Raw genomic sequence first — 20,827 nt, forward strand, 5'->3', positions numbered from 1 at the left:
TTAAAGTTACAAACTTTTTGTTCGTCCACCATCAACAGGAAGGTTTATTCCGTTAATGTAACTAGCCCTTTCACTAGCTAAAAAAGTTATGGCATCTGCGAGTTCTTCCGGCTTAGCGAATCGCTTTGCTGGAACTGTATTTTTCATGGCATTAGCAGATTCTTCTATTGATTTGCCTGTTTTTACTGATTTGTTTTTAATAATTTCAGAAAGACGTTCTGTACTGGTTGCACCTGGTAAAACATTATTAACTGTTATACCAAAAACACCTAGTTCATTTGCCATTGTCTTACTCCAATTGGCTACTGCACCACGAATGGTGTTACTAACACCCAATCCTTCTAGTGGTTGCTTAACAGAAGTTGAAATAACATTAATAATCCTTCCGTAACTTTCATCTTTCATAAATGGGACTAACGTTTGAACCAAAACATGATTGCACTTTAAATGCTGTGTAAAGGCCTTTTCAAATTCTTCAATATCAGCATTAAAAATTGGCCCACCTGCAGGTCCTCCAGTATTATTAATTAAAATATGGAATCCATGATTTTCTTTAATATATAATTCAACTTTTTGTTTTAGCTCAAAAGGATTTGTAAAATCTGCAACGATATAATTGTGATTATGTTGTTGCGGTAATTGTGCTAAGGTGGCTTTAAGTTTGTCTTCATTTCTTGCAATAAGGGTGACAATTGCCCCTTCATTTGCTAGGGCGATTGCTGTGGCTTTGCCAATACCAGCAGTACTACCGCAGACAAGAGCATATTTGTTATTAAGTTCTAAATTCATTTATTTAGCAAGTTTAAAACTGTTGAATATTAGGTCCGCAACTTTAACATATTGGTCATATTCAGCTTTTGAAGACGAATAGGTTAAAACATAAGCAGTATCATTAAAAAGCAAGAAAGATTGCTTAAATTTTAATATCATCCCATTTCCAAAATCAGCAGACCAAATAACTTCCCAAGCATCTTGTCCATCTAGTGTTGAGGCTTTATTAGATTCAAATTTAGAACCAGGTATTTGAGCAATTATTTGATCTGTAGATAACTTTGCGTAACCATCAATTGTGAAGCTCTGGCCACTTAAACTTTCTGTTGTTAGATTAATATTTTCTCTAAACTTATCATCATTTTGAGTCGTTATATCAGAAAGTAATAAAAACTGCATGCTAGGTTGAGACATTTGGTTACTAGATTCCCAATCTGTAGGATATGAAATTGCAAATGCGTCTTTCTTTAAGATTTGCCAGTTTTCTTGGGCAGATAATACTAGAGACGCTAACAAAAGTAGGCACGTAAAAAATTGTGTTTTCATGGTATTTAGATTTGATTTAACAACAAAAGATACTGAATCTTGAGAAGCATGTCAAAGTAAAATCAATATTTAATACATACATTTTTTGGTTCTGTAAAAAACCTAAGGGCTTCAAATCCACCTTCACGACCAACTCCTGAGGCTTTAACTCCGCCAAATGGTGTGCGCAGATCTCGCATCATCCAAGTGTTAACCCAAACAATACCCGCTTGTAATTGATTACTCATTCTCAAGGTTCGTTTTAAATCATTGGTCCATAATGTGGCTGATAAACCATATTTTACTTTATTGGCCATTGCTAAAACGTCTTCTTCAGTGTCAAACGGCATAATAGTCACCACTGGTCCAAAAATTTCTTCCTGGTTGACTCTGCATTCGTCATTTGGAACTTCTATTACTGTTGGCTCTAGGTAATAACCGTTTTCAAAACCTTTAACTATAACTTCTTTGCCACCACAAAGAACAGTTCCGTTTTCATCTTTGGCTATTTCAATATAAGATTTTACCTTTTCAAGATGAGGTTTAGAAACTAGTGCTCCGATATTTGTATTAGCATCAGATGGATGTCCAACTTTTAAAGCCTTTATTCTTGTTATAAAATCTGATTTGAACCTTTCGTAAATGGAGGATTCAATAAAAATACGACTGCCACATAAACAAATTTGTCCTTGATTAGCAAATGAAGAACGAACCGTTGTTTCTAACATGTCGTCATAATCGCAATCAGCGAAAATGATATTTGGGTTTTTCCCGCCAAGTTCTAAAGATAATTTTTTAAACATTGGTGCTGCTATCTTGGCAATGTGAGCTCCTGTTGCAGTGCCACCTGTAAATGATATAGCTTTAATATCTGTATGTTCTACAATTGCTTGCCCCGTTGTTGTACCGAGTCCATGGACAATATTTAGAACACCTTTAGGTAGTCCAGCTTCATTACAAATTTCACCCAATAAATATGCGGTCATTGGAGTTACTTCACTAGGTTTAGCAACAACACAATTGCCTGCTGCAATTGCCGGTGCAATTTTCCAAGTAAATAGGTATAGAGGAAGATTCCATGGCGAAATACATCCTACAACACCAATAGGTTGTCGCAGAGTGTAGTTAATAGCATTTTGCCCAACGCTCTCGTGGCTTTCACTTGCAAACTGTGTGATGGCATTTCCAAAAAAACGAAAGTTACTTGCTGCACGCGGAATGTCAACTGCTTTAGCCAATGATATTGGTTTGCCATTGTCTTTGCTTTCTGCTTCAGCGAACCTTTGTAGATTTGCTTCCAATAATTCAGATATCTTAATAAGGATGCGACTGCGCTCCTCTAAAGTTTTTTTTGACCAACTCGGAAAAGCAGATTTAGCAGCATTGTATGCGTCTTCAATATCTTCTGAAGTTGAATTGGGAATCTGTCCATAAACCTCACCATTTGATGGATTGAAATTTTCTATCCAATAGTCTTGAACTGGATTTTTAAATTTTCCGTTTATGTAGTTTTTAATGTTCAAATTAGGATTTATTATAAGCCATTACCTTAATCTCAACAACTAAATCGGGATGAGGTAATTGATGGACTGCAACAGTTGTACGCGCAGGACCAGTTTCTTTATCAAAAAACTCTGCGTAAGCTTTATTGTAGTCTGCAAAGTCATTCATATTTACTAAAAAGGATGTGACATCTACAACATCTTTTAATGTGGCACCTTCTTTTGCTAGATTACGTTCAATATTTTTTAAAACTTCTTGTGTTTGCGTATAGGCATTTAGTTTTTTGGTGCCCATTTCGTCAATGATGTCAACACCTGCAATTGAATTGTCTGGCCTGCGAGAACTTGTACCAGATACAAATATAAAATTACCAACGCGTTTGGTGTGTGGATAGGCTCCTCTTGGTGTTACTGCTTTTTCACTCATAATATCAATCTAATCTGGCATTTTTATTATCTTCTAAAACTGCCTTGGTTTCATTCTGTATTTTTTCTAGTATTTGGTGTAATTCATCTATGTTAGATTCGTCATAGGGTGTGTTAATATCTCTATCAAATAACATATTCAATATAGCTTTGTCCTGTGCTCTACCTTGTAACATTGCTTCTCTATATCCAATATCTTCATTGAAGGTAACTAAACTATATTTTGAAAAATAAGTGTTTGGGAAATGGTTTTCTAACGCCATTTCAATTTTACGCTTTTTTTGAAAAAGAGGATTAGCTACATGATCTTTCATTTCGTGAAAATTGTCTATGGCTAAATCTGCAATGGCGTCAGTATCCTTTTTCCTGGTTTTACTAAACTCTGTAAATATCCTTTCCCAGTCGCCTTCATGTTTTTCCAAGACAGCATCAAATTCCACAACATCCTCAAATGAGGCATTCATGCCTTGACCATAAAAGGGTACTATCGCATGTGCTGAGTCGCCCATTAATAAGGTGTTGCCTTTATAATGCCATGGTGAACATTTTACTGTGCCTAATGGCGCTGTTGGGTTTTCAAAAAAGTCATCAACTAAATTTGGCATTAGTTCTAAGGCATCCGGAAATTCTTTTTTGAAAAACTCTGTGACTCTTTCTGGAGTTGTAAGGTTGTTGAAATTATATTCCCCTTCGTCATAACTTAAAAATAAAGTTACCGTGAAGCTACCATCTAGATTTGGTAAAGCGATAACCATAAACTCTCCTCTGGGCCATATATGTAAAGCACTTTTATAGGTCTTATAACCACCATTTTCATCTGGTAGTATAGTCAATTCCTTATAGCCATGAGTTAAAAAATTTTGAGAGAAACTAAATAGAAACTTTTTCCCCAGATAATAACTCTTTCTTAATGCCGAACCTGCACCATCTGTTGCAATAATACAATCAGCATCTTCGACGAATTCGTCTTTAGACTCATAATCCTTAAAAAGTGCAGTGGTATTTTCAAAATCTACGGACTTACATTTTTTATTAAAATGAATTTTGACGTTCGGGTGTTTCTCAGCTTCATCTAATAGCAATGCATTAAGTCCACCACGTGAAATAGAGTTAATGAATTCATGCTCTCGACCACTATAGTTTGATAGATAAGTTTTACCATCTTTATCATGCAACATACGGCCATTCATAGGTATGCAAAGTTCCTTGACCTTTTTTTCAAGTCCTACTAATTTCATGCCTTTATTACCTCTATCAGAGAAGGCTAAATTAATAGATCTACCCGCAGAGATGTCCGTTTTACGTAAATCTGCGCGCATCTCATAAACATTGACATTGTAGCCACGTTGACCCATTCGTAATGCAAGTAAGCTTCCGCAAAGACCTGCGCCAATGATTAATATATTTTGTTGGTTATTTTTCATCTAAAATTAATTTTAGTCTCTCAACCATATTATAAATATCTTCAAACGAATTGTAAAGCGGTACAGGTGCACATCTAATTACATCTGGTTCTCGCCAATCACTTATTACACCTGCTTCAGTTAGTTTGTGATGTAAACTTTTATTGGCATTTTTAACCTGAATTGATAACTGACATCCACGCTCGTTTTCATTTGAAGGTGTTATTATTTTTATGTTATCATTATGTAATTCGTTTAATAAAAATTCAAAATAAGCAGTTAACTGCTTTGATTTTGAGACCAGATTATCCATTCCTGCATCTGCAAATACGTCTAATGAAGCCTTAATTGCAGCCATGGAAAGGATAGGAGGGTTGCTCAGCTGCCAACCTTCTGCTCCTGGGAGCATATCAAATTCGTCACGCATTTTAAATCGTGTCTCTTTATTATGGCTCCACCAACCCGTAAATCTGTTTAAATTTTTATTATAAGCATGCTTTTCGTGCACAAAAACACCACTTAAACTACCAGGACCAGAATTGAGATATTTGTAACTACACCAAATGGCAAAGTCTGCACCAGATTGGTGTAAATCTAAATTAACGTTTCCAGCACCATGGGCACAATCAAAACCAACGATACATCCATATTTATGGCCTAATTCGGTAATACGTTTTAAATCCAAAAACTGACCAGTATAGTAATTGACACCACCAATCATGATCATTGCGATTTCATCGCCTTTTTTCTTTAAAATAGATTCTAAATCTTCATAGCGTAATAATTCTTCACCTTCTCGCGAATTCCATAAAATCAATCCCTCTTTGTCATCATAGCCATGATGGCGTAATTGAGACTCTACAGCATATTTATCAGACGGAAAAGCATCACCTTCAATAAGTATTTTATATCGTTTTGTTGTGGGTTTATAAAATGAAACCATCATAAGATGTAAATTGGTAGTTAAAGTATTCATCACTACCACTTCTATAGGTTTTGCACCAACAATAGTTGCCATATTATCTGCAAGTAATTCATGATAAGATAGCCACGGATTTTTACCATGTACATGACCTTCAACACCCAATTCTGCCCAATCCTTCAGTTCCTGATTAATATATGCTGGAGTTATTTTAGGTTGCAGTCCAAGGGAGTTACCACATAAGTAAATGCATTCTGTACCGTCCTTATGTTTTGGAATATGAAATTGATTTCTAAAATGAGAAAGCTTATCGCTTCTATCTAGCTTGAGAGCAAAATTTAAACCTGTTTTGAATTCGGACAATACGAAATGATTTATCGGTTGTAAACAAAAATAAGAATTAAAGACGAGGCAGTAAAGCTATTTTTTGACTCTGAAAAAATCCTTATCTTTAAGGAAAACGTAATGAAATGGGAAAGACAAAAGAATATAGTAATGGTGAGGTTACAGTAGTTTGGGAAGCCAAAAAGTGTATTCACTCTGCAATGTGCGTAAAGGGGTCGCCAAATGTATTTCAACCAAATGCGAGACCTTGGATTAAAATTGATGCTGCTTCAACTGAGGAGTTGGTAACTACAGTAAAAAAATGCCCATCTGGAGCATTAAGTTTTTATATGAACGATAAAAAAGATAAAACAGCCCAAAAGTTAGAAACTCAAGTGGAGGTTCTTGAAAATGGACCTTTATTAGTTTATGGAACTCTAAATGTTACTCATAAAGATGGGACTAAAGAATCCAAAAACCGTACAACAGCTTTTTGCAGGTGTGGTGCGTCAAAAAACAAGCCCTATTGTGATGGTGCTCATGTTAACCATGAATTTATAGGATAAAAAAAGCGCCTTGATAACAAAGCGCTGGTGAAAATATATAGACGCACTATGGCGGAAAATGTAAGTTATACGTTTATAGTCTTGTTGACAGACGTGAAACTTACATTATAAGTTACAAAAGTAATGCCAAAATCTGATTTTTGTGTTAATCTAATGTTATGCTAACATCGGCAAAATTTAAATTCCAGTTACCGTTATCTCTTTTATGGTCTATAGCTATTTTAATACCATTAAAATCTTTATAGTTTTCAAAAGTATTGCTCAATGTTGGTTCTATAGAATTTCCTTTTCTGAATGTCCATTCTTTAATTAAGTATTCATTATCATAATAAATATCATAGGCATCGCCTGGTGTGTAACCACCTTCATTGGGATAGGTAATGGTAATCATATCTAATTGTGATTTAGCAATTGGAGATTCAGCTTTTTTAGGCTCAGAAATAGTTGTTGATGTATCCCAAACTAGTTGAAAAGGTATTAGTAGCCAAAACTTATCATTAATAAATGCTCTATCCGCTGCCATATGAGTACTATCTATTTTGTGTCTGGTATAACTAATAACAGCATCACCAATAATCATAGAAACTTCGTTACTCTTTGGATTCCATACCCAAGATCTACCATTACCTTTAATTGTGTCTCTATCTACTCTAAAAGTAAATCTCACTTCAGAAACTTTTTTCCAGTTTTCGATACCATGAGTATTTGCAATTTTTTCTGCCACAGAAAGCTCTTTTGTCTCTTCTTTTTGATTAGTTTCTTTATTTTCAGGTTTGCAGGCACCGAAAGTAATTATGAAAATTAGTAGTATGGAGATGTTTCTCATTTTAAAACTTATTATAATTTAGAAGCAAAATTACATAAGGATGAATGAGCATACTAATTATTTTAAAGTAAATAAGGCCACTTGGAATAAAAAGGTCGCTATACATGCTCAAAGTGAAATGTATGATTTGGATGCATTTATGGATGGTAAAACCTCTTTAATGGCATATGAATTGGAGGCTCTTGGAAATGTTGAAGGCAAGAACTTTTTGCACTTGCAATGCCACTTTGGTCAAGATACATTAAGCTGGAGTAGGTTAGGAGCGAAATGTGTTGGTGTGGATCTTAGTGATGAAGGTATAAAACTAGCCAAAAGATTAAATAATGAGCTAGGTCTTGATGCTGAGTTTGTGTGTTGCAATGTTTTAGATACATCTAATCATATTGCCAATACTTTCGATATTGTGTATACAAGTTATGGTGTTATTGGTTGGTTACCTGATTTAAAAGCATGGGCAAAAATGATTTCTGAAAGATTAAAGCCAGGAGGAATCTTCTATATTATTGAATTTCACCCAATACTTTGGATGTTTGATTATGTCGAAGGAGAAGCACAAATGAGACATCACTATAGCCAAGATGAGGTAATTTATGAGGAATATGAAGGTACCTATGCTGATAAATCCTCTAAAATCGTGAGCAAGGAGTATGGTTGGAATCATGGTTTAAGCGAAGTAGTCAACGCTCTTATCGACGCAGGTTTGCAAATAGAATACCTAAACGAATATGATGAGAGCCCTTATGATGTATTTCCTAATTTGATAAAACAAGAAAGTGGTATGTACAAATTGAAGGATCAATTATTTCCTATGTTGTTTGAAATTAAAGCGACCAAAAAATAAAAAAAAGCCTGCACTCAAAGCAGGCTTTTTATTAATGTTTTGCTTCTTCTTTTAATAATTCCGGAAATTTTTCCTTAAATCTATTTAGTCGAGGTATAGAAACCGCTCTCACATAGCGTTGATTTGGGTTTCTTTTTTCAAAATCTTGATGATAACCTTCAGCTATCCAGAATTTTTGAAATGGATAAACTTCTGCTGCGATTTTTGATTCTAATTTTTTGGCCAATACCTCCTTTTTTGTTTCTATAGTTTTCTTTTGTGCTTCATTTTGGTAGAAAACTATAGATCTATATTGAGAACCTCTATCAGGCCCTTGACCCATTACTTGGGTAGGATTTTGTGAACCAAAATATACATCGACTAAAGTAGAAAAGCTCACAATATTTGGGTTATAAATAACTTCAACTGCTTCTGCATGTCCAGTTCTTCCAGTATTGCTCAATTCATAAGTGGGATTATCAGTGTATCCACCAGAATAACCACTAATTACCTCTTCTACACCTTTTACACTTTCGTAAATAGCTTCAACACACCAAAAACAACCACTAGCAAAATAAGCTTTCGCCATACCATTTTCCAAAGGTACTTCGATAGGGTCTGCATTAATAACAGCTTGTTGTTTAGGATTAGACTGTGCTTCATTATGGCAACTAAAACAAAGTAAAATGCTTAGTGCAAAAAATAACTTTTTCATTTTATCGATTTTTCTTTTTCTAATAGACGAACAAATTTACTATTCCTTAAAATGAATTGTTTTAAAATTATATTAAATAAAAAAGCCTATGCAATTGCATAGGCTTTTTGTAACGCTTTATTGATTGGTTATTTACTCAACTTCGCAAATAACTTTTTCATTTTTGTTTTTTCCTCTTCAGCTAATTGTGCATCTACTAGTATACGTCCACTGTGCTCATCTGTAATCACTTTTTTACGCGAAGCGATTTCTACTTGTACCTGTGGAGGAATAGTAAAGAAGGAACCACCAGAAGCACCACGTTCAATTGGTACAACAGCTAATCCGTTTTTTACATTGTTTCTGATTCTTAAGTAAGCATTTACTAAGCGCTCATCAATCTTCTTTTGAAAATCTGCAGATTTAGCCAATAACGCTTCTTCTTCTTTTTCCGTTTCTTTTAAAATTTCATTTAACTCTCCTTTTTTGTGCTTAAGATGAGAATTACGATCTTTTAACCGGTCTTTAGTTTCAGAAATAACTTCTTTTTTCTGATCTATTTGAACCCTAAATTCCTTGATATGTTTTTCAGCCAATTGAATCTCCAATTCTTGGTATTCAATTTCCTTTGTCAGTGAGTTGTATTCTCTGTTATTTCTAACATTTTTTTGCTGCTCACTATACTTTTTAATTAAAGCTTTAGCTTCTTCAATAAGATTCTTTTTTCCTTTGATCTCATCGTCAATAACAGCAAGGCTGTCGTTTAACTTTTCTAATCGCTTTGTAAGCCCTTCAACCTCATCTTCTAAATCTCTAACTTCTAAGGGAAGTTCACCTCTGACATTTCTTATTTCGTCTACTCTAGAGTCAATTAATTGTAAATCGTATAATGCTCTTAATCGTTCTTCGACAGAAACTTCAGCTTTTTTTGCCATAATTATAAATACTTAACCGGATTTGTATTTGTCTTTGATAAAATGATTGCAAAACTAGTAATTTTTTTCGAGAGATAGTCTACTAAAAATGATTTTGTGAACTGCTCGCTTTCATAATGTCCAATGTCAGCTAAAACAATATCATCTTCAGCGGTAAAGAAATCGTGATATTTTAAATCTGCAGTAATAAATAAATCGGCACCTGATGCTTTGGCTGCATTAATTGCAAAACTACCCGAACCGCCTAAAACAGCAACTTTCTTTATTGGTCTTGAGCGTAGTTTTGAATGTCTAATACATTCTGAATTAAATGTCTTTTGCACCAGTTCTAGGCATTTTTTTTCCTCCATTGGTTTTCTGAGTTCACCTGTCATACCCATACCAGTATTTACATCAGTATTATTTAGTGAAACTATTTCATAGGCAACCTCTTCATAAGGGTGATTTGTGAAGAGTGCTTTTAATACTTGCGTTTCCAAATGTTTTTTGAAAATAACTGAAATTGCAGTTTCGCTTTCCGTATGAAGTTGTCCTTTTTCGCCAATTGCAGGATTTGAGTCGTCATTACCCAAATAAGTGCCTTTACCTTCAACATTAAAACTACAAGATTCGTAGTTGCCTAAGCTACCTGCACCTGCTTTAAACAATGCATTTCTTAATTCGGCGGCATTTTCTTTTGGTACATAGGTCTGTAATTTTTTAATGTTTCCTGGTTGGGGTATTAGAATCTTTTTGTTTTCTAGGTCTAATTGATCACATATAATTGAGTTTACACCCTCATAGGCATTGTCCAATGCTGTATGAATTGAAAAAATCGCAATACCATGTTTTATAGCCTTTATGACAACACGTTCTACATATGATTTTCCAGTTATTTTTTTTAAACCTTTAAATATTATTGGATGAAAACTAACAATAAGATTACATTTGTTTTCAATAGCCTCATCCACAACAACTTCAAGTGTATCTAAGGTGACTAATATTCCATTTACTTTTTGGTTTTTATCACCAACTAGTAGACCTACATTATCAAAATCTTCAGCATAATTTAATGGAGCCAAATCATGTAGGTGGTCAATAACGTCTTGTACTATCATAATTAGTAATTTGTATCAAAAATAGCATATTTTAGTAGCAATGAAATTCATCCGAATTATATTATTTCCAATAGTGCCAATTTATTATATCATTACATGGTTAAGAAACTGGTGCTATGATAATAATTTATTAAAGTCTAAATCTTACGATGTGCCTATTATTTGTGTAGGGAATTTGAGTACAGGAGGTACAGGTAAGACACCTATGATTGAATATTTGATTGCTTTATTACAAAAGAAGAATTCGATTGCAACTCTGAGCAGAGGCTATAAGCGCAGTACAGAAGGATTTGTAATGGCAGATGAAAATGCTACAGCAACTATTATAGGTGATGAACCATTTCAATTCTTTAATAAATTTGAAAGCATTACAGTTGCGGTAGACAGTGATAGGAAGCATGGTATTTCTCAATTGTTGAAAACGGTTGTTCCTCCCAATGTTATTTTATTGGATGATGCCTTTCAACACCGAAAAGTAAAAGCTGGAATGAATATTTTATTGACATCTTACAGCAATCCTTATTTTAATGATTTTGTGCTGCCTACAGGAAATTTAAGAGAACCAATGTCTGGTAGAAAACGTGCTAATATTGTAGTTGTCACAAAATGCAAAATAGGTATTGCTGAAAATGAAAAGGAACGGATTAGAAAAAGACTGAAACTTAAGCCTCACCAAAGCGTATTTTTTAGTTTTATAGAATATGCCACTATAGTAATTGGCTTAAAATCTAACTTAGAGTTAGAGGAATTACCAAAATTCACCTTAGTGACTGGTATTGCCAATGCTAAGCCTTTAGTTGAATTTTTGGTAAATAAAGGATTAACTTTTGATCATATTGAATACCCAGATCACCACAATTTTAGAGCTTCAGAAATTGAAATGTTAAGTCAAAGAGAATTGATAATAACTACAGAAAAAGATTTTATGAGGTTATCCTGTAATGAAAGTCTTCAGGATAATTTGTATTATTTACCGATAAAATTAAGCATTGATAAAGGCGATAAGTTTAATAATTTAGTAAGATCTTTTGTAGGTTAAAAGAAACTTGAAACCACTTCTTTTCCAGTAAGCACATCATAAAGTTTATTCTCAAAGTCTTCTTGCTTAAATGGTTTTGAAATGATATCGTTGAACCCAGCTTCACCAAATTCATGCATTTTATCTTCTAGAGTTACTGCAGTAAGGGCAAATATGGTTAGGTCTTTATCAAAGGTTCTTATGATTTTCGTCGCTTCTAAACCACTGATTCCAGGCATATGTATATCCATTAATACAACGTTGTAATCAACTGCTTTAACTTGTTCTACCGCGTCTTCACCATTATCAACAACATCACAATGTAATCCCATTTTATTGAGAATTTTCTTTGTAATCATTTGATTGATTTTGTTGTCTTCTACAACAAGAATCTTAACTCCGCTTAAATCTAAACCTTCCATTTTACTTGGTTTTTTATCGTCTTCAACTTTTTTGATTTTAGACTTTTCAGCAACTTCTAAAGGAATTTCAAAAAAGAATGTTGTGCCTTTACCAAGCTCACTCTTAAGATAGATTTTACCTTTAAGTATCTGAATAAGTCCTTTTACAATTGATAAACCAAGACCTGTACCTCCATACTTTCTGTTAATTTGTACGGATCCTTGTGAGAAACTCTCAAACATTTGATCTTGTTTTTCTTTTGTAATACCAATACCATTATCTTCAATTTCGAAACGTAAATGGTAGACCTTGTCTTTTTGTTCCACCTTATTCGTTCTCACCCAGATGTCTCCATCTTTTGTGAATTTAATAGCATTTCCAAGTAGGTTAATTAAAATTTGGGAAATCTTAAGTTGGTCACCAACGTAGGTTTCTGGTAGACCATCTTCATATTTGAAATGTAATTTTGTGCCATTATCCTTTGCAGAATTGCTAAGAGCTGACATTACATTTTCAATTTTTGTTTTAAGGTTGAATTTCTCTGGGTCTAGTTCAACTTTATTTGCTTCAATCTTGTTGATTTGAAGTATGTCATTTATAAACGTCAATAAATAATCACCTGAAAATTTCAGCGATTTTAAATGAGGTATTTGATGTTCTTTTGGGTTTTCGTCTAACAACATGCTAGTAAGGCCTGTAACGGCATAAAGCGGTGTACGTAACTCGTGCGTTACAGTAGATAAAAAGTTTGCCTTGGTCTTAGATGCCAATTCGGCCTTTTCTTTTGCAACAATAAGCTCATCATTTTTCTTATGAAGCATGTTGTTGGTTTTAAGTCTTATATTATTGTTTTTATATAAAGACAGCGTTAGTAAGGATAAAATGGTAATTAAAGCAATACTTAGTATTGTTGTAATTCTAGTAAAATTACTTTCAGCACTTACTTCTTCGATTTGTGCCTTTAGTTGAGCATTCTCAGCATTTTTATACGCATCAAGATATTGGCCTGAAATACCAATAGTTAAATTCTCTCTTTGAATGTTCAATAATGAATCCGATAGCTTTATATGTCTTTTTAGGTAGGCAAGTGAGTTTTTATAGTCTCCATCGTCATTATAAATTTCACTCAAAGTAATATACGCTGTATTTACATTATCAACTAAATTATTTGCTTGAGCGATTTTAAGACCTTCATTTACTTGAGTAAATGCAAGATCATGGCTACCTAATGCACATAATACTTTTCCGGATTGAATAAAAGCACTACTTAAAATGCGTTGTTGGTCATATTTATTAGCAATGATAACAGTACGATCAAGTAGGGTCTTGGCATTTTCGTATTGTTCTAATGCGATATGTGCTTTTGCTTCGTTTAATGTTACTTCTGAAATATATTCTTCTAAATCTTCTTGCTCAAATAAATTCTTGGCAGATTTAAAATAATCTAATGCGTTTTCGTAATCTCCTTTTGTACTTAAAAACACACCTTTAATATTGTAGCTTACGGCGCGATTACCGTAATCATCAATTTCGCGTTGAATATTAAGTGCGTTGGCAATAGATATATTAGCCTGTTCGTGCTCATTTACAAGAAATTGTACCTTGGCTATTTTAGTATAAATAATTCCTTGACTGGATTTATCTTCTATTTTTTTAGCAACATCTAGCGCCTTATTAAGATTGTCTTTGGCGTTATAATAGTCACCTCTGTCACTTTCTAATTTGGCTTGGTCAATAAAGTTCTGTAGTCTCATTGCAAGCATATCCACATCTTCGACATCATCTTGTTGTGCGAAAACTAGGCTACAAAAACATGCTAAAAAAACAAATATGTAATATTTGATTCGGGACATTTCAGCTCTCTTAGTTTGAACAAATATAATTATTTATTCGACAAAAGTCATGTTTTATCCGATAAATTGCAAATTAATTCTAGAATTCTCGAACTGTAACCGGTTTCGTTGTCATACCAACCTACTATTTTAACCATATTTCCAATAACAGACGTCATTTGAGCATCAAAAATGCAAGAATGAGGATTTCCTACTATATCAATAGATACAATTGGGTCTTCAGTGTATTGTAAAATGCCCTTAAACTTACCATTTGAAGCTCTTTTGAAAAGATGGTTTACTTCCTCTATTGTGGTTTGTTTCTCTACATTTATGGTAATATCAGTAAGAGATCCATTAGCTACTGGTACCCTTATACCACAACCACCAATAACATCTGATAATTCTGGAAATATTTTAGTAAGTGCTTTTGCTGCTCCTGTGGTAGTTGGCACTATTGACTGACTTGCCGCTCTTGCACGTCTTAAATCGCGGTGTGGTTGGTCGTGAAGACTTTGATCTGTAGTATAGGAATGTACAGTTGTTATATATGCTTGCTTTATACCAAAATGTTCTTTTATAAGTGAAATCATTGGAGCAGCATTATTTGTAGTACATGAAGCGTTTGAAATAATATTGTCTGTTAAGTCTAAACTATCATTATTTACCCCAAGTATTATGGTTTTGATATCGTCTTCCAATGGTGGTACTGAAAGAATTACTTTTCTGGCACCATTTTTTATGTGATTCTGAAGTTCAGCTTTTGTTTTAAATTTACCTGTAGACTCAACAACAAAATCAGGTTTTACCTTTGACCAATCAATATTTTTAGGATGAGAAACATTAAAAAGTGGTATTTGTTCTTCGTTTATAATAATATTATGGTCATTGTAGGATATCGATTCATTTAAAATACCATGAATACTATCATACTTTAATAAATGGCTCAATGTCTTGGCGTCTGCCAAATCATTAATTGCAACGATTTTTATTTTGGGATTTTCAAGTGCTAGTCTAAAAACACGTCTACCAATTCTACCAAAACCATTTATGGCAATAGTAATCATTAATTAATGTGTTTCTGTGCTTTGTACGAAGATCTTACTAGTGCACTACTTTCTACATGTCTAAACCCAAGGTTAAGACCTATTTCTTCATATTCCTTGAACTCATCTGGATTTATAAAACGCTTTACAGGTAGATGTTTTTTGCTTGGTTGAAGATATTGACCAATAGTTACAACATCTACATCATTTTCCCTAAGATCATGTAATGTCTCAATAACTTCTTCACGAGCTTCACCAAGACCTAACATAATACCAGATTTTGTTCTTCGCTGACCTTGTTGTTTTAAATATTTTAAAACACCCATGCTTCGATCATACTTTGCTTGGATTCTCACTTCGCGCGTTAGACGCCTCACCGTTTCAATATTATGAGAAACTACCTCTGGTGTAACATTAATGATTCTGTCTATGTGACGCTCAATACCTTGAAAGTCTGGAATTAGTGTTTCTAGTGTGGTTTCAGGATTCATTCTTCTAACTGCTTTAACAGTTTCTGCCCACATAATGCTTCCCATGTCTTTTAAATCGTCCCTATCAACACTTGTTAAAACAGCATGTTTAATTTGCATAATCTTAATGGAACGCGCAACTTTTTCAGGTTCATCCCAATCTACGGTCTCTGGTCTACCAGTTTTCACGCCACAAAATCCGCAAGAACGTGTACATATATTACCTAAGATCATAAATGTTGCTGTTCCTTCTCCCCAACATTCTCCCATATTAGGACAACTTCCTGATGTACAAATTGTATTTAATTTGTATTTGTCAACAAGCCCTCTTAATTCAGTGTATTTTTTACCAGTAGGTAGCTTAACGCGTAACCATTTTGGTTTACGTTCTGGTAATATATTTGAAGCAACTTTCGTTTCCATGCATTTTCAATTTCAAGAAGCAAAGATACAAAGTAATAAATTAAAATACTCTTAAAGTGTTGTTAGGTACCAGACACTAAATCCGATTAAAAAGATCACTCCAAGCCATGATAATATTTGAAGTTTAATGTTTGGGTGCCATTCCTTAGGAGTATGTTTACTGGTAATGAGTATTAAATTCATAATCGCATAAAATGGTGCTGTAATAAAGGAAAGTATTGTAGCTATTTTTATTAATAAACCCATTTCCGATGCAAATACAAAGAAGATTAACAATGTTCCGAATACAAGGAGTAATATCCAAAATAAGTAGCCCTTAGGATAAGATTTGTTGAATAACAATTCAATGCTCTTACTCATCGCCCTTGGTGAAGCATCTAAAGTTGTAATAGATGTGCTAAACATTGTTGTCAATGCTGCAATACCTATTATTATAAATGCCCACTTACCAAGCGCACTTGTATATAATTCAATCAATTGATTTGAAAATTCTGACGCTTTATTACTAAAAGTTTCTCCTGTGTTATACATAACCAAATAACCAAGAGATAAAAACGCAATACCCAGAATTATAGTACCTGCGTAACCTATATTAAAATCTAATAGTGCTGTTTTTGGTGTGAATTGTTTTTCGCTTTTCTTTTTTTCAACAGCCCATATTGAGTGCCATACTGAAATATCTAATGGTGCTGGCATCCATCCCATAAATGCTATTAAAAATGCAATTTCTACAGAATTTTTTGGTAAAACTTGAAGAAAAGAAATCTCATCGGAATGGGTATTAAATGCAAAAGCAACAGCAGTTAGAGTACTTATAGTCAAAACTATTATAATGAATTTTATGAGTTTGTCTAAGGCACTGTATTTACCTAGAAAGAGGAATAACAAACAAATACATAAAATAATAAGTGTATAGATTTGAATACTAGTCACACCCAACGATTCACTATTAAAAAGACTTATGTCACCAAAAAGTGAGTTTGCTAAACCTGCTGTAACAATTGTTACAGCAGTTTGAATTGTAAACATTGTTGCCAAGTTTAGAACAAAGTAGATTAATAAAATTCCTTTGCTTAATTTGTAATAACCCTGTAAGAGGTTCTCACCAGTGGCTGCGGCATATCTTGGCCCGAATTGAAAAAATGGGTATTTAAATAAATTTACCAATAGCAATGCCCATAACAGTCCCAAGCCAAAATCGGCTCCAGCTCTTGTTGATTGAACTAAATGTGATACACCTATTGCTGCTCCAGCAAATAATAATCCTGGACCTAATTTTTTTAATGCTTTAAACATTAGCTTTTGGTAATAATTGCAGCCAATAATTTTTTAGCTCTCAGAAGTTTTACCTTTACATTGTTCATTGGTTCATTCAATTCTTCTGAAATTTCTTTATAACTCAATTCTTGAAAATATCTCAAGTTTATAACTTGCTGATAGTGCGGTTTTAGTTTTTTAATATCTCTAAGGAGATTTGCTAAATTCTGTTCAGTAATGATTTTATCTTCAGGAGAAGGTGAGTCGTCAATAATGTCAAAGTAATGGTCTTCATTATCTTTAGAAGTATTTCGAATTGACTTTTTTTGAGATCTAACTAGGTCAATATGAATATTTTTAGAAATAGTGATTAGCCAAGTTTTAAATTTGTACTTATCGTTGTATGTATCTATTTTATCAAAAGCTTTTGAAAAAGTTTGAATGGTGATGTCCTCAGCGTCATTCTCATTTTTGGTTCGCTTTAATTGAAACGCATATACGTCATTCCAAAAAGTATCTAGCAAGTAATTAAATGCAATCTGATCATTTTGTTTTGCTCTGTTAATTGCTTCTGTTAATTCCAATGCTTTGGTTTAGATATGAGATTAGCACTAAAGATAAATAATTGGGAGATAACTAAAAATAAATCTAAAATTGGAGTTAGAAATATCAAATCTTTTTCAATTAGTTTATAAGACGTTAAACCCACGCAAATTAATTGTATTAATAGCCTAAATATAAATAAGATTAACACTAATTGCCAATCTTGAATTAAAATAAAACACAACAGGGCAAGTATCCAAAATGCCAATTGACTGAAGTAAAATAATCCTAACAAATATTTATGTTTTGCCTTATATAGTATAGCTGTGCTTACATGTCTACGCTTTTGAAAAAACCAATCTTTAAAAGTTGATTTAGCTTGAGATAATGTAAAACTATCTTGGGTAAAACAAATAGCTGTATTTACTTTTGTGGCAACTTCATTAATAAATAGGTCATCGTCACCAGATTTAAGGTGCATGTGATTGTTAAATCCAGAATTATTAAAAAATAATTCTTTTCTATAGGCCATATTTCTTCCAACACCCATATATGGTATACCTAATTTGGTATAAGAAAAATATTGTAAAGCCGTCATTAAAGTTTCAAAACGAACAAGCTTATTTAATAAAGAGAATGGCTTTTTAATATATGCACCATAACCTAAAACAATTGATTTTGTATTTGAAAAGTGACCACCTATGTTAGCTAACCAATTTTCAGAACTAGGTGTGCAGTCAGCATCTGTAAAAATTAAGAAATCGTTTTTTGCCGCCTTAATACCAAGTGTAAGGGCATATTTTTTATTGCCCCAAAATGCTTCATTAACTTTAACATTTACAAGTGAAATATTACTGTGTTTAGAATCAAAGGCCTTCATTACCTCTAAGGTATTATCAGAAGAGCTATCATTAACTAATACAATTTCAAAATTTGAATACTTCTGATTAATTATTGCCGGAAGATTTACTTTTAGATTCTCTTCTTCATTTTTGGCACAAATAATAACAGATAAAGGTAGGTTTTGCTTTAGTTTCTTTTCAGGACGTTTAATTGCGAATGCAAATAGAAAAGATAAATAATAGATAGATTGAATACTAACTATTGCAATAAAAGCTACAAATAGTATAGTAATTAAGCTCATTAAAGATTAAGAATGTTGAGGTTCTTTGCAGTCTTTATATTGTTCTGGTGTTTTACCACAGAATCCACAGGCTTCACCATTTTGATTTAGCATTGGGTTTTGACTTGCGCAAGTCCCAGCAAATTCACCATCTTTTTTAGCCCATATCTTAATTGCAATTCCTGCGATTGCCAACGCTAATAAACCAAGAGTAAGTAATAGAAGTTTCATATCAATACTTATATAGAGTGCAAAGATAAGCTTTTACTTTATTTTTTCTTTTGTTTTCATTTGTGACTTGAAGAATATTTGTTGTGTCACATAATTATTAATAACTAATTAATTATATCAATTATGAAAAAATTATTTGCAGAGTTCTTTGGAACTTTTTGGCTGGTTTTTGGAGGTTGTGGTAGTGCTGTTTTTGCAGCAGGATTTCCAGAATTAGGAATTGGATTTGTGGGTGTAGCATTGGCTTTTGGTTTAACCGTATTAACAATGGCATATGCTGTTGGACATATTTCAGGCGGACATTTTAATCCGGCTGTCTCTATTGGTCTTTGGGCTGGTGGAAAGTTTGAAGCCAAGAATTTAATAGGTTATATTATTGCTCAAGTTGTTGGAGCAATTGTAGCGGCTACAGTATTGTATTTTATCGTTTCTGGAAAGTCGGAATTTGAAACTGTGGGAGGTTTTGCATCTAATGGTTATGATGCTTTGTCGCCAGATGGTTACAGCATGGTATCTGTAATAGTAGCTGAAGTTGTTTTGACCTCATTTTTCTTGATAGTTATATTAGGAAGTACTAATGTGAGAGCTCCAAAAGGTTTTGCACCAATAGCTATTGGTTTAGCATTGACCTTAATACATTTAATAAGTATTCCAATTTCAAATACATCTGTAAACCCGGCAAGATCTTTAAGTCAGGCTTTGTTTTCTGATGGTGGTCATTTAGCACAAGTTTGGGTGTTTTGGGTAGCACCAATTGCTGGTGCCATAATTGGTGGATTTATCCATAAATCACTTTTTGAAAAAGAATGAAAAAGAGTAGGAAAGGAACAAAAAAAAGGCGCTTAAAAAGCGCCTTTTAAATTAAATTTATTTCGTTCTTAATTCTCCTTAAGAGAAATTTCTGCTACTTCAGTATTGTCCTCATTGGTTTCTTCACCTTTTTTACCAATTTTTATGCTTAAGGCTAGTGCATCTTCCATGTATGGAATTTGTTTCAACTTACGATCTGATTCATTTAAGATACCTAAATTCACCATTCTATCTTGAAGCTCTGCCCAAATTTGATAGTGTTGTTCTTCAGGCAATTGTGGTAAGGTAATGACGTCAATCATAGAAGTTTTGTCAACCGGATTAATATATGCTACAGTCTTTAAGTTTTTAGCACGTTCATTACCTGTAATTACATATTTCTTGGCATCTGGATTATTTAATTTCATCAATAGATCAGATAATTCACCAAGTTTTGTATTGTTGTTTTCTATATCACTTCTTAAGTCAAAAATCTCATCTACTACCACATTGTTTTCATCTAGTAAATTTTGATTCTTTTGATATAAAAAGAAAGATGAAACTGCAAATAAAACTGCTGCTACACTTGCTGCAATACTATACCAAGATGTTTTTTTATGTTGCACCAATTGTATAACCTTTGTTTGGTTTTCTTCATCAAGTGTTGTTAAAATATCTTTTAATACATGTTTAGGCACATCAACAGCACCCGCTTTTGCTATAATTTCTAAATTCTTCTGAAGTTTATCATATGCTAATGATGCCTCAGGATATTTGGAAATGAAGTACTCTACTTCTTGAGTTTCTTTTATAGAAGTTTCTCCTACCAAATATTTATTAAGAAGGTCAGACTTTAAAAATTTATGTAATTCTGTTTCCATT

Annotated in this window: 22 protein-coding genes; 4 read left to right on the forward strand and 18 right to left on the reverse strand. The window is 33.3% G+C overall.

Translation table 11 applies throughout. The features are described 5' to 3' along the window. Positions 1-6: 6 nt before the first annotated feature. From ACFWV9_RS02035 to kynU, 6 genes are all read right to left on the reverse strand, one after another. Positions 7-789 carry an SDR family oxidoreductase gene (locus ACFWV9_RS02035; protein WP_411893565.1) on the reverse strand — a complete coding sequence of 261 codons (783 nt, stop codon included), beginning with the start codon at positions 787-789 and terminating at the stop codon, positions 7-9. Next, positions 790-1,317 (reverse strand): hypothetical protein, encoded by a 528-nt coding sequence (locus ACFWV9_RS02040; RefSeq protein WP_411893566.1) that lies wholly within the window; start codon positions 1,315-1,317, stop codon positions 790-792. 62 nt (positions 1,318-1,379) lie between these two features. Next, positions 1,380-2,819, reverse strand: a complete 1,440-nt coding sequence (locus ACFWV9_RS02045; RefSeq protein WP_411893567.1) for an aldehyde dehydrogenase — start codon at positions 2,817-2,819, stop codon at positions 1,380-1,382. Position 2,820: 1 nt separating this feature from the next. Beyond that, positions 2,821-3,225: a RidA family protein gene (locus tag ACFWV9_RS02050; protein ID WP_411893568.1), complete on the reverse strand. Its 405-nt coding sequence runs from the start codon at positions 3,223-3,225 to the stop codon at positions 2,821-2,823. Positions 3,226-3,229: 4 nt separating this feature from the next. Next, positions 3,230-4,648 carry an FAD-dependent oxidoreductase gene (locus ACFWV9_RS02055; protein ID WP_411893569.1) on the reverse strand — a complete coding sequence of 473 codons (1,419 nt, stop codon included), beginning with the start codon at positions 4,646-4,648 and terminating at the stop codon, positions 3,230-3,232. Continuing rightward, entirely contained in the window at positions 4,638-5,912 is a 1,275-nt protein-coding gene (gene kynU / locus ACFWV9_RS02060; RefSeq protein ID WP_411893570.1) for a kynureninase, read from the reverse strand. Before kynU ends, ACFWV9_RS02055 begins: the two co-directional genes overlap by 11 nt. Positions 5,913-6,019: 107 nt before the next feature. On the opposite strand from kynU, the gene ACFWV9_RS02065 reads away from it, so the two are divergent. Continuing rightward, a complete protein-coding gene (locus ACFWV9_RS02065; protein WP_411893571.1) occupies positions 6,020-6,439 on the forward strand; it encodes a (4Fe-4S)-binding protein in 420 nt (139 codons plus the stop codon). 145 nt (positions 6,440-6,584) lie between these two features. Here the strand turns inward: ACFWV9_RS02065 and ACFWV9_RS02070 are convergent, their stop codons facing one another. After that, complete coding sequence (locus ACFWV9_RS02070) at positions 6,585-7,265, reverse strand: hypothetical protein (protein ID WP_411893572.1); 681 nt, start codon at positions 7,263-7,265, stop codon at positions 6,585-6,587. Positions 7,266-7,305: 40 nt separating this feature from the next. Here ACFWV9_RS02070 and ACFWV9_RS02075 point away from each other — a divergent pair, with 40 nt between their 5' ends. Then, entirely contained in the window at positions 7,306-8,106 is an 801-nt protein-coding gene (locus ACFWV9_RS02075) for a class I SAM-dependent methyltransferase (RefSeq protein WP_411893573.1), read from the forward strand. Positions 8,107-8,137: 31 nt separating this feature from the next. On the opposite strand, the gene msrA is transcribed toward ACFWV9_RS02075, so the two are convergent. From msrA to ACFWV9_RS02090, 3 genes are all read right to left on the reverse strand, one after another. Beyond that, positions 8,138-8,800, reverse strand: a complete 663-nt coding sequence (msrA, locus tag ACFWV9_RS02080) for a peptide-methionine (S)-S-oxide reductase MsrA (protein ID WP_411893574.1) — start codon at positions 8,798-8,800, stop codon at positions 8,138-8,140. Between the two features lie 128 nt (positions 8,801-8,928). Beyond that, on the reverse strand, positions 8,929-9,714 hold the full coding sequence (locus ACFWV9_RS02085; protein WP_411893575.1) for a zinc ribbon domain-containing protein: 786 nt from the start codon (positions 9,712-9,714) through the stop codon (positions 8,929-8,931). 2 nt (positions 9,715-9,716) lie between these two features. Beyond that, positions 9,717-10,811, reverse strand: a complete 1,095-nt coding sequence (locus ACFWV9_RS02090; protein WP_411893576.1) for a Nif3-like dinuclear metal center hexameric protein — start codon at positions 10,809-10,811, stop codon at positions 9,717-9,719. 40 nt (positions 10,812-10,851) lie between these two features. Here ACFWV9_RS02090 and lpxK point away from each other — a divergent pair, with 40 nt between their 5' ends. Further along, positions 10,852-11,850 carry a tetraacyldisaccharide 4'-kinase gene (gene lpxK, locus ACFWV9_RS02095; protein WP_411893577.1) on the forward strand — a complete coding sequence of 333 codons (999 nt, stop codon included), beginning with the start codon at positions 10,852-10,854 and terminating at the stop codon, positions 11,848-11,850. On the opposite strand, the gene ACFWV9_RS02100 is transcribed toward lpxK, so the two are convergent. From ACFWV9_RS02100 to ACFWV9_RS02130, 7 genes are read right to left on the reverse strand one after another with little or no spacing between them, the layout of a single operon-like run. Further along, positions 11,847-14,084: an ATP-binding protein gene (locus ACFWV9_RS02100; protein WP_411893578.1), complete on the reverse strand. Its 2,238-nt coding sequence runs from the start codon at positions 14,082-14,084 to the stop codon at positions 11,847-11,849. The genes lpxK and ACFWV9_RS02100 overlap by 4 nt on opposite strands. 47 nt (positions 14,085-14,131) lie before the next feature. Continuing rightward, positions 14,132-15,130: a type I glyceraldehyde-3-phosphate dehydrogenase gene (gene gap / locus ACFWV9_RS02105; protein ID WP_411893579.1), complete on the reverse strand. Its 999-nt coding sequence runs from the start codon at positions 15,128-15,130 to the stop codon at positions 14,132-14,134. Further along, positions 15,130-16,002, reverse strand: a complete 873-nt coding sequence (lipA, locus tag ACFWV9_RS02110) for a lipoyl synthase (protein WP_411893580.1) — start codon at positions 16,000-16,002, stop codon at positions 15,130-15,132. The genes gap and lipA overlap by 1 nt, the downstream gene beginning before the upstream one ends. A gap of 51 nt (positions 16,003-16,053) precedes the next feature. Continuing rightward, positions 16,054-17,298, reverse strand: a complete 1,245-nt coding sequence (locus ACFWV9_RS02115; RefSeq protein WP_411893581.1) for an Nramp family divalent metal transporter — start codon at positions 17,296-17,298, stop codon at positions 16,054-16,056. Then, positions 17,298-17,843 carry an RNA polymerase sigma factor gene (locus ACFWV9_RS02120; protein ID WP_411893582.1) on the reverse strand — a complete coding sequence of 182 codons (546 nt, stop codon included), beginning with the start codon at positions 17,841-17,843 and terminating at the stop codon, positions 17,298-17,300. The genes ACFWV9_RS02115 and ACFWV9_RS02120 overlap by 1 nt, the downstream gene beginning before the upstream one ends. After that, positions 17,834-18,946: a glycosyltransferase gene (locus ACFWV9_RS02125; RefSeq protein ID WP_411893583.1), complete on the reverse strand. Its 1,113-nt coding sequence runs from the start codon at positions 18,944-18,946 to the stop codon at positions 17,834-17,836. The genes ACFWV9_RS02120 and ACFWV9_RS02125 overlap by 10 nt, the downstream gene beginning before the upstream one ends. Positions 18,947-18,952: 6 nt before the next feature. Next, a complete protein-coding gene (locus ACFWV9_RS02130) occupies positions 18,953-19,156 on the reverse strand; it encodes a membrane or secreted protein (protein ID WP_411893584.1) in 204 nt (67 codons plus the stop codon). Between the two features lie 123 nt (positions 19,157-19,279). Here ACFWV9_RS02130 and aqpZ point away from each other — a divergent pair, with 123 nt between their 5' ends. After that, complete coding sequence (gene aqpZ, locus ACFWV9_RS02135) at positions 19,280-19,966, forward strand: aquaporin Z (RefSeq protein WP_411893585.1); 687 nt, start codon at positions 19,280-19,282, stop codon at positions 19,964-19,966. A 68-nt stretch (positions 19,967-20,034) separates the two neighbouring features. On the opposite strand, the gene ACFWV9_RS02140 is transcribed toward aqpZ, so the two are convergent. Then, positions 20,035-20,826 (reverse strand): RNA polymerase subunit sigma-70, encoded by a 792-nt coding sequence (locus ACFWV9_RS02140; protein ID WP_411893586.1) that lies wholly within the window; start codon positions 20,824-20,826, stop codon positions 20,035-20,037. Between the last annotated feature and the right edge of the window lies 1 nt (position 20,827).

Source organism: Winogradskyella sp. A2 (genome assembly GCF_046762865.1).
Lineage (GTDB): Bacteria > Bacteroidota > Bacteroidia > Flavobacteriales > Flavobacteriaceae > Winogradskyella.